General features: G+C 55.8%; 10 protein-coding genes. 6 read left to right on the top strand and 4 right to left on the bottom strand.

Translation table 11 applies throughout. The features are described 5' to 3' along the window. Nucleotides 1-54: 54 nt before the first annotated feature. Nucleotides 55-387, bottom strand: a complete 333-nt coding sequence (locus ACWKXX_RS06260) for a tRNA-binding protein (RefSeq protein ID WP_017383485.1) — start codon at nt 385-387, stop codon at nt 55-57. 138 nt (nt 388-525) lie between these two features. On the opposite strand from ACWKXX_RS06260, the gene ebgR reads away from it, so the two are divergent. The 6 genes from ebgR to ygjK all read left to right on the top strand — a co-directional run bounded on the left by ebgR (nt 526) and on the right by ygjK (nt 10,139). Next, nucleotides 526-1,509, top strand: coding sequence for a transcriptional regulator EbgR (gene ebgR / locus ACWKXX_RS06255; protein ID WP_015572215.1), 984 nt, complete (start codon nt 526-528; stop codon nt 1,507-1,509). Between the two features lie 146 nt (nt 1,510-1,655). Further along, complete coding sequence (ebgA, locus tag ACWKXX_RS06250; RefSeq protein ID WP_261666084.1) at nt 1,656-4,739, top strand: beta-galactosidase subunit alpha; 3,084 nt, start codon at nt 1,656-1,658, stop codon at nt 4,737-4,739. Next, entirely contained in the window at nt 4,736-5,185 is a 450-nt protein-coding gene (locus tag ACWKXX_RS06245) for a beta-galactosidase subunit beta (RefSeq protein ID WP_015572213.1), read from the top strand. Before ebgA ends, ACWKXX_RS06245 begins: the two co-directional genes overlap by 4 nt. Before the next feature lie 53 nt (nt 5,186-5,238). After that, entirely contained in the window at nt 5,239-6,675 is a 1,437-nt protein-coding gene (locus tag ACWKXX_RS06240) for an amino acid permease (RefSeq protein WP_017383487.1), read from the top strand. Between the two features lie 38 nt (nt 6,676-6,713). Next, nucleotides 6,714-7,772: a protein YgjJ gene (gene ygjJ / locus ACWKXX_RS06235; RefSeq protein ID WP_017383488.1), complete on the top strand. Its 1,059-nt coding sequence runs from the start codon at nt 6,714-6,716 to the stop codon at nt 7,770-7,772. A 15-nt stretch (nt 7,773-7,787) separates the two neighbouring features. Then, complete coding sequence (gene ygjK, locus ACWKXX_RS06230; protein ID WP_261666083.1) at nt 7,788-10,139, top strand: alpha-glucosidase; 2,352 nt, start codon at nt 7,788-7,790, stop codon at nt 10,137-10,139. A gap of 89 nt (nt 10,140-10,228) precedes the next feature. Here the strand turns inward: ygjK and ACWKXX_RS06225 are convergent, their stop codons facing one another. From ACWKXX_RS06225 to aegA, 3 genes are all read right to left on the bottom strand, one after another. Beyond that, a complete protein-coding gene (locus tag ACWKXX_RS06225) occupies nt 10,229-11,272 on the bottom strand; it encodes a DUF1176 domain-containing protein (protein ID WP_023295117.1) in 1,044 nt (347 codons plus the stop codon). 106 nt (nt 11,273-11,378) lie between these two features. After that, on the bottom strand, nt 11,379-11,972 hold the full coding sequence (gene nudK, locus ACWKXX_RS06220; protein ID WP_017692952.1) for a GDP-mannose pyrophosphatase NudK: 594 nt from the start codon (nt 11,970-11,972) through the stop codon (nt 11,379-11,381). A gap of 67 nt (nt 11,973-12,039) precedes the next feature. After that, nucleotides 12,040-14,016, bottom strand: a complete 1,977-nt coding sequence (gene aegA, locus ACWKXX_RS06215; RefSeq protein WP_284329615.1) for a formate-dependent uric acid utilization protein AegA — start codon at nt 14,014-14,016, stop codon at nt 12,040-12,042. Nucleotides 14,017-14,107: the final 91 nt, after the last annotated feature.

The following is a 14,107-nucleotide window of genomic DNA, read 5'->3' as shown; positions in this document are numbered from 1 at the left end:
CCTGCGGTTCGAGGCTTTGTAGGCCGGGTAAGGCGTAGCCGCCACCCGGCTTTTTCACACCACTCTTACCCCTGCCGCCATCACCCGCTCCGGCGTTAATAACACACTTTCTCGGGCGTCATCGGTTTCCGCGCAGAGCAACATGCATTCAGATGTTTCACCGCGCATTTTAGCCTTTGCCAGGTTACACAACACCACCACCGTTTTGCCCATCAGCTCCTCTTCCCGGTAATACGGCACCAGGCTGGTGACGGTTTGCAACGTTCTGTCTCCCACCTCTATCTGCGCAATATAGAGCTTGTCCGCATTGGCGTGACGTTTAACGTCAACAATCTTCCCCACGCGGATCTCGAGCTTTGCAAAATCATCGTACGCTACCGTTTCCACTTTTGCCTCCTTGGTAAAATTTTACTAAATACTAGCACGGTAACTGGCGAGAGCAACAGGGATGTTATTTACTAAAAATTAATGCATGTCCGAACGCATCCTTTACAATAAGCTATCTCGTGGGGAATAAGGACAAACATGGCAACGCTGAAAGACATCGCGACGGAAGCTGGCGTCTCGCTGGCAACGGTATCCCGGGTTTTAAACGATGACCCGACGCTGAATGTCAAAGAAGAGACGAAACACCGCATTCTGGAGATTGCCGAGAAGCTGGAATACAAAAGCACGACCTCCCGTAAAATGCAGTCTGTCGCTGCCGGTCAGCAACATATTCTGGCGCTCTACAGCTACCAGCAGGAACTGGAGATCAACGACCCTTACTATCTTGCCATTCGCCACGGCATTGAGACGCAGTGCGAAAAACTGGGGGTCGAACTGAGTAACTGCTACGCTAATGCCACCCTGCCTGAGCTGAAAAAGCTCACCGGGGTGTTGATTGTAGGCAAACCCTCCCCTGCGCTTCGACGTGCGGCAATGTCGTTGACCGACAACGTCTGTTTTATCGACTTTCACGAGCCAGGCAGCGAGTACGATTCTGTCGATATTGACCTTTCGCGCATCAGCAAGCAGATCGTGGATTTCTTTATTGCTCAGGGAGTTAAGCGGATTGGCTTTATCGGCGGCGAAGATGAGCCAGGCAAGGCTGATATTCGGGAAGCCGCCTTCGTGGAGTACGGGCTCCTGAAAGGGGTGGTGTCGGAACAGGACATCTGGCGCGGCGGTTTTTCCAGCTCGTCCGGTTATGAACTGGCAAAAATCATGCTGGCACAACAGTGCTGGCCTTCCGCCTTGTTCGTGGCCTCCGATTCCATCGCCATCGGGGTGTTACGCGCCATCCACGAAAAAGGGCTGGCGATCCCGGAAGATATTTCACTGATCAGCGTGAACGACATTCCAACCGCCCGCTTTACCTTCCCGCCTCTTTCCACCGTGCGCATTCACTCTGAAATGATGGGCAGCCAGGGCGTTAATCTGCTGCTGGAAAAGGCCCGCGATGGCCGCGCGCTACCGCTTCAGGTCTTTGTCCCGAGCGTACTGAAGCTGCGCGGCACCACCCGCTGATTTCCACCTGTTAACTCTCCCGCCGGGCACGCCCGGCTTTTTTAATTTCGTGATCGAGTTAAAGCAAATCGGTTTTACTGATTTTATTTAGTAAAATATTTACTAAAATCTCCAGCAATGATGTTTTACCCCTACAGGGAGATCACATGAATCGCTGGGAAAATATTCAACTCACGCATGAAAACCGGCTCCCGCCGCGTGCGTACTTCTTCTCTTATGACACCGTTTCCCGGGCGCGCACGTTTGCGCGTGAAGCCAGCAGCCACTTTCTGTCGCTAAGCGGAAAGTGGAACTTTCGCTTCTTCACGAACCCGCTGCTTGTCCCGGAAAACTTTACCTCAGAATACATGGCCGACTGGGGCGATATTACCGTGCCGGGCATGTGGCAGATGGAAGGTCACGGTCAGTTGCAGTACACCGACGAAGGCTTTCCTTTCCCGGTGGACGTACCATGGGTGCCGTCAGACAACCCGACCGGGGCATACCAGCGCTGGTTTACGCTTTCTGAAAGCTGGCAAGAGAAACAGACCCTTATCAAGTTTGACGGCGTCGAAACCTATTTCGAAGTCTACGTGAATGGCCGCTATATAGGCTTTAGCAAAGGCAGCCGACTGTCTGCCGAGTTTGATATCAGCGATGCGGTACACAGCGGTCAAAACCTGTTGTGCGTGCGGGTTATGCAGTGGGCAGATTCCACCTACATTGAGGATCAGGACATGTGGTGGACGGCGGGGATATTCCGCGACGTCTACCTGCTGGGAAAATCACTCACGCATGTCCGCGATTTCACGGTTAAAACCACCTTCGACGAGGCATACCGGGATGCCACCCTCTTCTGTCAGCTTGAGCTGGAAAACCTTGCAGCACGCCCTGGCTGTGTTCAACTGGATTATACCCTGTACGACGGCGAGACAGTGCTGCACAAGGGAACAACCGACAACCTGACCGTCAGCGAGCGTGCGGAAACCGCCTTCAGCATTGAGGTGAGGCAACCCCGCCAGTGGTCCGCTGAATCGCCGGATCTTTATCATCTGGTCATGACTTTAAAAGATAACCATGGCCAGACGCTGGAAATCATCCCGCAGCGCATCGGGTTTCGGGATATCAAGGTGAAAGACGGCCTGTTCTACGTTAACAACCGTTATCTGAAGCTGCACGGCGTCAATCGTCATGACAACGATCATCTGAGGGGCCGCGCGGTGGGGATGGATCGCGTGGAGCGCGACCTGATCCTGATGAAGCAGCACAATATCAACTCGGTACGTACCGCCCACTACCCGAACGACCCGCGCTTTTACGAGCTTTGCGACCTGTACGGCCTGTTTGTAATGGCTGAAACGGATGTGGAGTCTCACGGCTTCGCCAACGTCGGCGACCTGAGCCGCATTACGGACGATCCGGTGTGGGAGCCGGTCTACGTTGAGCGCATCGAACGCCATATTCACGCGCAGAAAAATCATCCGTCGATCATCATCTGGTCGCTCGGAAACGAGTCCGGCTACGGCTGTAACATCCGCGCGATGGCCCGTGCGGCAAAAGCGCTGGATGATACTCGCCTGCTTCACTACGAAGAAGATCGCGACGCCGAGGTGGTGGACATTATCTCCACCATGTATACCCGCGTACCGCTGATGAATCTGTTTGGCGAATACCCGCACGCCAAACCGCGCATTATCTGCGAATACGCCCATGCGATGGGCAACGGTCCCGGCGGGTTGACCGAGTATCAGAACGTGTTCGATCGGCACGACTGCATTCAGGGGCATTATGTCTGGGAGTGGTGCGACCACGGTATTCAGAAAACAGACGCCAGCGGCAATATCTGGTACGCCTATGGCGGCGACTTCGGTGATTACCCCAATAATTACAACTTCTGCCTCGACGGGCTGATCTACTCCGATCAAACGCCCGGGCCAGGTTTGCGTGAGTACAAGCAGGTGATCGCCCCGGTCAAACTGCGCTGGCAAAACGGTGAGCTGCACGTTGATAACCGCTTATGGTTCACCAGCCTGGATGATTACACCCTGCTCACGGAGGTGCGTGCGGAAGGTGAAACGCTGCACAGCGAGCCACTGAACATCACCGGGTTGGCCCCCAACAGCTCCCGCAGCGTCAGCCTGCACTTGCCGGAACTGGACGAGCGCGAAGCATTTCTGACTGTACGTATTATCAAAAACAGTCCCACGCGCTACAGCGAGGTCGGGCACGAGATCGCGGTGTATCAGTTCCCGTTAAAAGGCCGCACGGCACGCCCGACACCGTTTATCAACACCAGTGCCACTCCGCTGCGTCTGGAGGAAGATCGCCTGAGCTGCACCGTGACCGGGCATAACTTCCGCGCGAGCTTCTCTAAAGTATCGGGAAAACTCAGCGCCTGGCAGGTGAACGGTGAGGAATACCTTACCCGTGAGCCGAAGATTAACTTCTTCAAGCCCATGATTGATAACCATAAGCAGGAGTATGAAGGGCTGTGGCAGCCGTATCATTTCCAGATCATGCAGGAGCATCTGCGCGGTTTCGAGGTTGAGCAGCATAACGATGCGGTCATCGTCACCACCCGTACCCTGATTGCCCCGCCAGTGTTTGATTTTGGCATGCGCTGTACCTATCGCTGGCGCATCGCCGCCGACGGGCAGATCAACGTTGAGCTATGCGGTGAGCGCTACGGCGAGTACCCGCACATCATTCCGTGCATCGGCTTTACGCTTGGCATCAACGGCGGGTTCGATCAGGTGAGCTACTACGGGCGAGGGCCGGGTGAAAACTATCCAGACAGCCAGCAGGCCAGCACCATCGACCTGTGGCACACCACGGTTGATAAGATGTTTGAAAATTATCCGTTCCCGCAAAACAACGGCAACCGTCAGCAGGTGCGCTGGGCCTCCCTCGCGGATCGTCATGGCAGCGGCGTGCTGGTCGTACCGCAACAGCCTCTCCACTTCAGCGCCTGGCACTACACGGCTGAGAACATTCACGCCGCACAGCACTGCAACGAACTGCGCCGCTGCGATGACATTACGCTTAATCTTGACCACCAGGTGCTGGGCTTAGGCTCCAATTCCTGGGGAAGTGAGGTACTGGAGAGCTGGCGCGTCTGGTTCAGTCCGTTCCGCTACGGCTTCACATTGCTCCCGCTCAATGGCGGCCGCATCGCCTCGATGGCGCTGGCACGCCAGCAATTCGGCACCGGTTTCTTCTCCATGGATTTGCACAGCGAGGCAGACAAATGATCGTTCTTGAGAGCCTGGAACAGTTTCAACAGCATTACCGCACGGGTCGCAAATGGCAGCGCTGCTCAGAAGCCATTAACAATATCGATAATATCTCGCCCGGCGTAGCCCATTCGATTGGCGATTCGCTGGCCTACCGTGTGACCAATGATGCCAGCACCGACGCGCTGTTTGTCGGGCATCGCCGCTATTTCGAGGTGCATTACTACCTTCAGGGCGCGCAGAAAATTGAATATGCCGCCAAAGATGCGCTTCAGACAGTGGAGTGCTACCGCGATGAGACCGATCGAGAATACCTGAAAGGCGTGGGTACCACCGAACAGGTGCGCGAGGGGCAGATCGTAATTTGTGAGAACCATGAGGCGTATCGCTTTATCAGCGAGGAGCCGGTCAAAAAAGTCATTCTCAATGTGACCATCGAAGACGGTTATTTCCATAACAAATAAAAAAACGAGCGGTGCCAATGAAGCACCGCTAGCCTCTTACCCGGAGAAACGTTATGTCTGAAACCACCAAACGCAATACCATCGGCAAATTCGGCCTGCTGTCGCTGACCTTTGCCGCCGTGTTTAGTTTTAACAACGTGATCAATAATAATATCGAACTCGGACTTGCCTCCGCGCCGATGTTCTTTTTAGCAACCCTGTTCTATTTTATCCCGTTCTGCTTAATTATCGCTGAGTTTGTCTCGTTGAATAAAAACTCAGAAGCTGGAGTTTATGCCTGGGTAAAAAGTTCACTCGGCGGGCGCTGGGCATTTATTACCGCTTATACATACTGGTTCGTGAATTTATTCTTCTTCACCTCGTTATTACCGCGCGTCATTGCCTATGCCTCTTATGCCTTTCTTGGCTATGAGTACATTCTCACACCATTTGCCACAACGGTGCTAAGTATGGTGCTGTTCGCCTTCTCAACGTGGGTCTCCACCAACGGGGCGAAGATGCTGGGGCCAATTACGTCTGTAACCTCCACGCTGATGCTGCTGCTGACGCTCTCTTACATTCTGCTGGCGGGCGCGGCGCTAATGGGTGGGGTGCAGCCCGCTGATCCGATTACCGTCGACGCGATGATCCCGCATTTTAACTGGGCATTCCTCGGCATTACCACCTGGATATTTATGGCTGCCGGGGGCGCGGAATCCGTCGCGGTGTACGTAAACGATGTGAAAGGCGGTTCGAAATCTTTCGTTAAAGTGATCATCCTGGCGGGGATCTTTATCGGCGTGCTGTACTCCATTTCCTCGGTACTGATCAACGTCTTTATCAGCAGCAAAGCGTTGAAGTTTACCGGGGGTTCGGTGCAGGTGTTCCACGGTCTGGCGGTGTGGTTTGGCCTGCCGGAAGTGTTGATGAACCGTTTCGTCGGTCTGGTTTCCTTTACCGCCATGTTCGGCTCCCTGCTGATGTGGACGGCGACGCCGGTCAAAATCTTTTTCTCGGAGATCCCGACCGGCATTTTTGGTCCGAAAACCGTGGCGCTGAACGAAAACGGCGTACCGGCGCGCGCGGCCTGGATCCAGTATTTGATTGTGATCCCACTGATGATTATCCCGACCATGGGCTCCAGTACCGCGCAGGAGCTGATGAACACCGTCATCAATATGACCGCTGCGGCCTCCATGTTACCGCCGCTGTTTATTATGCTGGCCTACCTCAACCTGCGTCGTAAGCTCGATCACCTGCCGCGCGATTTCAGGATGGGTTCACGAACCACGGGTATAACCATAGTGTCGATGCTGATTGTTATTTTCGCCATTGGTTTTGTGGCATCCACTTTCCCTACCGGTGCCAATATTCTGACCATTATTTTCTATAACGTCGGTGGCATTGTTTTATTCCTCGGATTTGCCTGGTGGAAATACAGCAAATACGTAAACGGATTATCAAAAGAACAACAACAAATTGAAGCATCACCTGCCTCGAATATTAACTGAAATAAAAGGCATGGATTTTATCTCATTGGGATGAGTTTATGAAAATTAAACAAAAAACATTGTGGGCACTCGCTGCCCTCTCTTTCTGCTGCCCTGCTATTGCCGCAGAAGATGCCCGGCCCGCTGAACATGACGATACCAAAACACCGGCAATAACCTCCCCGTCATTTCGTTTTTATGGCGAGATGGGCGTCGGTGGGTATATGGATTTAGAAGGTCAGGATAAACATAAATACAGCGACGGCACTTATATTGAGGGCGGTCTGGAGATGAAACAGGGGAACTGGTTCGGCCTGATTTACGGCGAAGGCTGGACCGTACAGGCGGATCATCAGGGCAACGCCTGGGTGCCCGATCACAGCTGGGGCGGGTTTGAAGGTGGGATTAACCGCTTTTACGGCGGTTACAAAACCGATAACAGCACCGAGATCATGCTCAGCCTGCGCCAGGACTCGTCTCTCGATGACCTGCAATGGTGGGGCGATTTTACGCCGGATCTGGGCTATGTGATCCCCAACACCCGCGACATCTTGTACGCACTAAAGGTGCAAAACCTCTCCGGCAACCTGCGCTATAGCGTCACCGCCACGCCAGCGGGTCACCATGACGAAAGCAAGGCCTGGCTGCACTTCGGCAAATACGATCGTTATGACGACAAATATACCTATCCGGCAATGGCGAATGGCTATATTCAGTACGACATCATGAAAGATGTCACCTGGATGAACGGTCTTGAAATTACCGACGGTACAGGCCAGCTCTTTTTAACAGGCGTTTTGACACCCAAACTGGCGGCACGCGCGTGGCATCATACCGGACGGGCAGATGGACAGAACGTCTCCGGCACGGAGAGCGGATTTATGGTCAGCGCCATGGTGGAAGCCCTGAAAGGCGTTTATCTCTCCACTGCTTACAGCTACGCGAAACATCGTCCGGACGATGCGGCTGAAGAAACTACCTCGTTTATGCAGTTCGGGATCTGGTACGAGTACGGCGGCGGGCGTTTTGCCACCGCTGCCGACAGCCGCTTCTATATGAAAAATGCCTCCGGCGACCCGAGCGATCAGGTCTTCCTGATGCAATACTTCTACTGGTAAAAAGGATCTACCACCATGAAATACGTCCTCACGCCGCTGGCCTGCGCGCTGGCGCTCAGTTTTTCGGCTCACGCCGCCACCGCAACTGACTTCAAAAACGTCATCAACCGTACCGGCGCGCCGCTCTTCATGCAGGATTTCGACTACGACGACCACCAGCGGTTTAATCCCTTTTTTGATATGGGTGCCTGGCATGGGCATTTGCTGCCGGACGGGCCGCAGACCCAGGGCGGATTTCCCGGCGTAGCGCTGCTCACCGAAGAGTACATCAACTTTATGGCGACGAATTTTGATCGCCTGTCCGTGTACCAGAACGGCAAAAAAGTGGATTTCACCCTTGAAGCCTACAGCCTCCCTGGCGCGTTGGTGCAGAAACTGAGCGCCAGGGATGTTCAGATCGTGATGACGCTGCGCTTTGCTTCTGCGCGTACTTCGCTGCTTGAAACCCGTATTACCAGCAAAACGCCGCTGGAGCTGGTGTGGGACGGCGAGCTGCTGGAAAAACTGGAGGCCAAAGAGGGCAAGCCGCGTTCGGATAAAACCATCGACAGCGCATATCCTGATTATCAGCGTAAAATTGTAGCCACGCGCGACGGCCTGAAGGTGACCTTCGGCAAGGTACGCTCCACCTGGGATCTGCTCACCTCCGGCAGTTCCGAATATCAGTTACACCGCTCTCTTCCTGCCGAGACCACCGTTGACGGACATCGCTTTACCAGCCGGGCACAGATTTCCGGCAGCACCACGCTGTACACTACCTACTCCCATCTGCTGAACGCCGATGACGTCGCGCGTGAACAGCCGCAGATCCGCGACATTCTGGCGCGTCCGGCCTACTTTATGGCCGCCTCGCAAGCGCGCTGGGAGAGGTATTTACAAAAAGGGTTAACCAACCCGCACGCGACTCCAGAACAAACGCGCGTGGCGGTGAAAGCCATCGAGACGTTGAACGGTAACTGGCGTTCGCCAGGCGGCGCGGTGCGTTTTAACACGGTGACGCCCTCCGTAACCGGACGCTGGTTCTCCGGCAACCAGACCTGGCCGTGGGACACCTGGAAACAGGCATTTGCCATGGCGCATTTCAACCCGGAGATCGCCAAAGAGAACATCCGCGCGGTCTTCTCCTGGCAGATCAAACCCGACGATCCGGTGCGCCCGCAGGATACCGGATTTGTGCCGGATTTAATCGCCTGGAACCTGAGCCCGGAACGAGGCGGCGACGGCGGTAACTGGAACGAGCGTAACACCAAGCCGAGCCTGGCGGCATGGTCGGTGATGGAGGTGTATAACACCACGCAGGATAAAGCCTGGCTTGCCGAGATGTATCCAAAACTGGTTGCCTATCACGACTGGTGGCTGCGTAACCGCGATCATAACGGCAACGGCGTGCCGGAGTACGGTGCGACGCGTGATAAGGCCCATAACACCGCTACCGGCGAGATGCTGTTCACGGTGAAAAAAGGTGATAAAGAAGAGTCGCTTTCCGGCCTGAATAACTACGCACGGATAATCGATAACGGCCAGTACGACAGCCTGGAGATCCCCGCGCAGGTGGCCGCCTCGTGGGAGTCCGGGCGCGATGATGCCGCCGTATTCGGATTTATCGATAAAGCGCAGCTGGATAAGTACGTTGAAAACGGCGGGAAACGCAGCGACTGGACGGTTAAATTTGCCGAAAACAGGAGTAAAAAAGGCGATCTGTTAGGGTATTCCTTATTACAGGAGTCCGTTGACCAGGCAAGCTATATGTACAGCGACAATCACTATCTGGCGCAGATGGCGAGCCTGCTGGGTAAAGAGCAGGAGGCCAGCCACTATCGCCAGCTGGCAGATAAGCTCGCAACCTATATCAACACCTGCATGTTCGATGCGAAAAGCGGGTTTTACTATGACCTTCGTATCGAGGATAAGCCGCTGGCGAACGGCTGTGCGGGCAAACCTATCGTCGAGCGTGGTAAAGGGCCGGAAGGCTGGTCTCCGCTGTTTAACGGTGCCGCGACGCAGGAACATGCGGATGCCGTGGTCAAGGTGATGCTGGATCCGAAGGAGTTCAATACCTGGGTACCGCTCGGCACCGCCGCGCTGACAAACCCGGCGTTCGGCGCAGACATATACTGGCGCGGCCGGGTCTGGGTCGATCAGTTCTGGTTTGGACTAAAAGGCATGGAACGTTACGGCTATCGTGAGCAGGCGCAAACCCTCGCCGAAACCTTCTTTAAGCATGCGAAAGGGTTAACCTCGGACGGCCCGATTCAGGAGAACTATAACCCCCTGACCGGAGCACAGCAGGGCGCACCTAACTTCTGCTGGAGCGCGGCGCATTTGTATATGCTGTATAACGACTTTTTCCGTAAGAGCGATCGGTGATGCCCTCGTGCCCGGTGGCGGCTACGCCTTACCGGGCCTACGGTTCTAAAAAGTAGGCCGGGTAAGCGACAGCGCCACCCGGCAAAACCCTACCTTGTGATCCACAGCGTGGGCCAGGCATCTGGCCCATTCCAGTTATCACAGCTTGGCTCTTCCGCGTAGCGTACCAGGCGGAAGCGCTGGCCGTTAAAACGCCAGCGGGTCTGGATCCCACAGTCGCCAATCCCGCGTCCCAGCGCCAGCGTGGTCAGCTCGCGCGTTTTTTCGTCGAAGCTGGCATTCATCAGCTCCATGTCGCTACTCTGGCTGGAAGGGGTAAACGGCAGACGCAATCTCACGCTCCTGGCCGAAAATGGTTTTTTACGCGACACCAGCCACGCCAGGTCGACGGTGTTGTACGCCCCTGCCTCACAGCTGATGATCATCAGCGCTTTGTCATCGGTCAGCGCGGTCACGCGCACTTCACGCCGGTTCGGATCGAGAGAGCACTGGCTGTGGTTCATGCGCCAGGTACCGTAATCCAGCAGATCGTTGAGTTCGTTATGCGTCAGCGGCGTTGGCGTGGGGTTCACCACCGCCACCTTTTTTAATGCCGGCGCAGGCGGCACGCTCAGCGGTGGACTATCCCCTTTTTTAATCCACGCCGTTTCACTTCCGACGCGTTTTTGCTGGGCATCGATAAACAGCAGCGCCGCTTTCAGACCGGCCAGAGAAATTGTCTGCTTCCCCCCGCGCAGGGTCAGCGCCTGCCCTTCCTGAATGGTTTTCAGAAACGTGGTGATGGTGGCCGTATCGTCTGTTTTAAGATGCCAGGGGGCTAACTGCCAGTGTTGCGACGTGAGTTTAAGCGGCACATTGTCGAGCAGCAGGCGCGGGGCGATGTCAGGCTCTTTCACCGGAGGCGCCGAAAGCCCGCCGAGATCGATGCGCAGGCTGGCGTCCGTTTTTGCCCCCGCACTGCGGCTCAGCGTCATGACCAGACCGCGATGCTCGCCGGTATTGCGCGCTACGCAGAAGTTCTGGTTATTGCAGGTCACCTGCCAGTCTGAAAAAGACTGCTGCGCAGGCGCAGCCCACACCAAAGGCGCGGGAAGCACGCAAATGAAGAAGAGAAGATAAACGCAGTAGCGCATGAACGGCACAGCCCCGGAAACGAATAGGTCAATCTGGGGCGTATCTTCGTGCCCTGGGCGGGCTGGCTCAATCGGATTTATCGGATAGATTTATCTGAAATACAACTTATCGCGCTTCCGCCGCCGCATTCATCAGCCCGCTGGTTTGCAGATACTGCAACAGGATCACCGCTTTACCGTCGCGGATCTCGCCGCGTTTCACCATGTCGACAGCCTGAGCGAAAGGCATTTCCAGCACTTCAATGTCTTCATCGTCCACGCCGCCGCCCCGGTGCGTGCGCTGAGCATCGGTATATTCCGCAATGAAGAAGTGAACCAGCTCGGTAACCCCGCCAGGGGACATAAACAGCTCAAAGACTTTCTGCACCGCACCCACTTCAAAACCCGTCTCCTCAATGGCTTCTTTGCGGATACACACTTCCGGCTCATCGTCATCAAGCAGACCAGCACAGGTTTCAATCAGACGTCCGTCCGCGTTGCCATTGACCCATGTCGCGATGCGAAACTGGCGGATCAGCACCACGCTTTGCTTTTCACGGTTATACAGCAGGATGGTTGCACCATTGCCCCGGTCGTAGACTTCGCGTTTATGGCGAATGACGTCCCCGTTCTTACGGGTGAGATCGTAAGTGATGTTACGCAGGACAAAGTAATTTTCAGAAAGGATTTTGTCTTTAATAACGGTAATGTTCAGGGACATACGGGCTCCACGGCAAAATGAGTCTGTTTATACTACGCCGTGAAGCCCGCTTTGTCGCCCGTCTGCATTAATGCATGTTGCGCGGCGGCACGCCAAGCCAGTCCATGATCCCCTGCGCGGCATGACGACCTTCCGCCATCGCGGTGACCACCAGATCCGCACCGCGTACCGCATCACCGCCAGCAAAAATTTGCGGATTCGAGGTCTGGTAGCGATAACGGCTCTCCACGGAGGCCCTGATGCGCCCCCAGTCGTCGGTGTCGACGCCCTGCGCCTGAAGCCACGGCATGGCGTGCGGATTAAAACCAAACGCCATGATCACCGCATCCGCTGGCATGACAAACTCACTGCCCGCCACCGGGACAGGACGCCGCCGCCCCTGCGCATCCGGCTCGCCCAGCCTGGTGCGCAGCATCCGGATACCGTTAACCTTCCCGTCGGTATCCAGCGTGAGCTCAACCGGCTGGACATTAAATTCAAACGCCGCGCCCTCTTCTTTCGCGTTTTTAACCTCTTTCTTTGAGCCCGGCATGTTGGCCTCGTCCCGCCGATAGGCGCAGGTGACTTTCGCCGCGCCATGCCGCAGCGCGGTGCGCACGCAGTCCATCGCCGTATCGCCCCCGCCGAGCACCACCACGTTTAAACCCTGTGTGTCGATAAACGGTTCGTCTGCGGCAGGATCAAGGCCCATCACGTTCCGCGTGTTTGCCACTAAAAACGGCAGCGCGTCGTACACACCCGGCGCGTCTTCGTGAGGGATACCCGCTTTCATGGAACGATAGGTCCCTACGCCGATGAACAGGGCATCGTAGTCGTTTTGCAGTTGGGCCATCGACACGTCTTTTCCCACCTCGCAGTTCAGCTCGAAGCGGATGCCCATCGCGCTGAATATCTCTCTGCGCCGCGCTAACAGGGATTTATCCAGCTTGAAGGCCGGAATACCAAAGGTCAGCAATCCGCCGATTTCCGGATGGCGGTCGTAGACCGTCACGCCGACGCCGCTGCGCACCAGCACGTCGGCGCAGGCCAGCCCTGCCGGACCGGCGCCGATGATGGCGACGCGCTTACCGACCGGCTTAACGTGGCTGACGTCCGGCGTCCAGCCCATCGCCAGCGCCCGATCCGAGATATACCGTTCGATATTACCGATGGTTACTGCCCCTGACGCATCCCGCAGGGTGCAGGCGCCTTCACATAATCGATCCTGTGGGCAGACGCGGCCGGTAATTTCCGGTAAACAGTTAGTCTGGTGAGAAAGCTCAGCCGCACCGACGATATCCCCCGCCCCGATCCGCTCAATCCACTGGGGAATGTGGTTATGCAGCGGGCAGGTCCACTCGCAAATGCTGTGCTCGCCACATTTCAGGCACCGGGATGCCTCGCGCTGCGCCTGTTCCGGGCGAAACGGCAGGTAGGTCTCGTTAAAATGGTATGCGCGTGCTTCGGGACTGAGCTTATCCGGCTCACCGCGCGCCGGGGTGTTTTGCATCTGTTGCCGTTTGGTTTGCGGAGGGGCTGACTGAACCGCCTCGCTGTGCCACGGCAGCGCGTTCAGCCTTGCGCTGCGCTGTCGGCGCTGCTTAACCAGCTTATCCAGTACGGCTGGGGTGGCGAGCGTAAGCACCGCCGCCGGGCAGTTTTCCACGCAGGCCGGGCCTTGCGGCCTTTCCAGGCAGAGGTCGCATTTGTGCGCCGAGGCCTTTACGCTGTCGTTTTCCAGCGGAGCGATCAGCATGTCCATCGTGCCAAACGGACAGGCCACCACGCAGGCTTTACAGCCAATGCATTTTTGTTGATTGACCTGTACGCTGTCGTTGTGTTGCGTGATGGCTCCGTTCGGGCAGCTTTGCGCGCAGGGCGCATTTTCACAGTGGTGGCAGGTCACGGGACTTTTTCGCAAGCCAGAAGTAAGGACCGTAATGCGGGGATGAAAATGGCGCTCGCTCAGCGCGTGCTGTTCCCCGTTGTGCGCCATCACACAGGCGACTTCGCAGGCGCGACAACCGATACACTGCTGAGCATTGGCCATAATAAAACGATTCATAACAACACCTGTTTTTGGTTCAATAACCTTATTCTTTCTATTGTTATCGTATTTACCCACAGCGGCATGGCGACGCAATGTTCAAATGCCC

The organism is Enterobacter sp. UPMP2061, from assembly GCF_053709615.1.
The sequence above is the reverse complement of the archived record's forward strand: the minus strand, read 5'-3'. Positions and strand labels throughout refer to the sequence as shown.

What these genes read in the sequence shown, in the direction of transcription:
- ygjK (WP_261666083.1), top strand. Translation starts at nt 7,788, where the DNA reads ATGAAATACGTCCTCACGCCGCTGGCCTGCGCGCTGGCGCTCAGTTTT.
- ygjJ (WP_017383488.1), top strand. Translation starts at nt 6,714, where the DNA reads ATGAAAATTAAACAAAAAACATTGTGGGCACTCGCTGCCCTCTCTTTC.
- ACWKXX_RS06240 (WP_017383487.1), top strand. Translation starts at nt 5,239, where the DNA reads ATGTCTGAAACCACCAAACGCAATACCATCGGCAAATTCGGCCTGCTG.
- ebgR (WP_015572215.1), top strand. Translation starts at nt 526, where the DNA reads ATGGCAACGCTGAAAGACATCGCGACGGAAGCTGGCGTCTCGCTGGCA.
- nudK (WP_017692952.1), bottom strand. Translation starts at nt 11,972, where the DNA reads ATGTCCCTGAACATTACCGTTATTAAAGACAAAATCCTTTCTGAAAAT.
- ACWKXX_RS06225 (WP_023295117.1), bottom strand. Translation starts at nt 11,272, where the DNA reads ATGCGCTACTGCGTTTATCTTCTCTTCTTCATTTGCGTGCTTCCCGCG.
- aegA (WP_284329615.1), bottom strand. Translation starts at nt 14,016, where the DNA reads ATGAATCGTTTTATTATGGCCAATGCTCAGCAGTGTATCGGTTGTCGC.
- ebgA (WP_261666084.1), top strand. Translation starts at nt 1,656, where the DNA reads ATGAATCGCTGGGAAAATATTCAACTCACGCATGAAAACCGGCTCCCG.
- ACWKXX_RS06245 (WP_015572213.1), top strand. Translation starts at nt 4,736, where the DNA reads ATGATCGTTCTTGAGAGCCTGGAACAGTTTCAACAGCATTACCGCACG.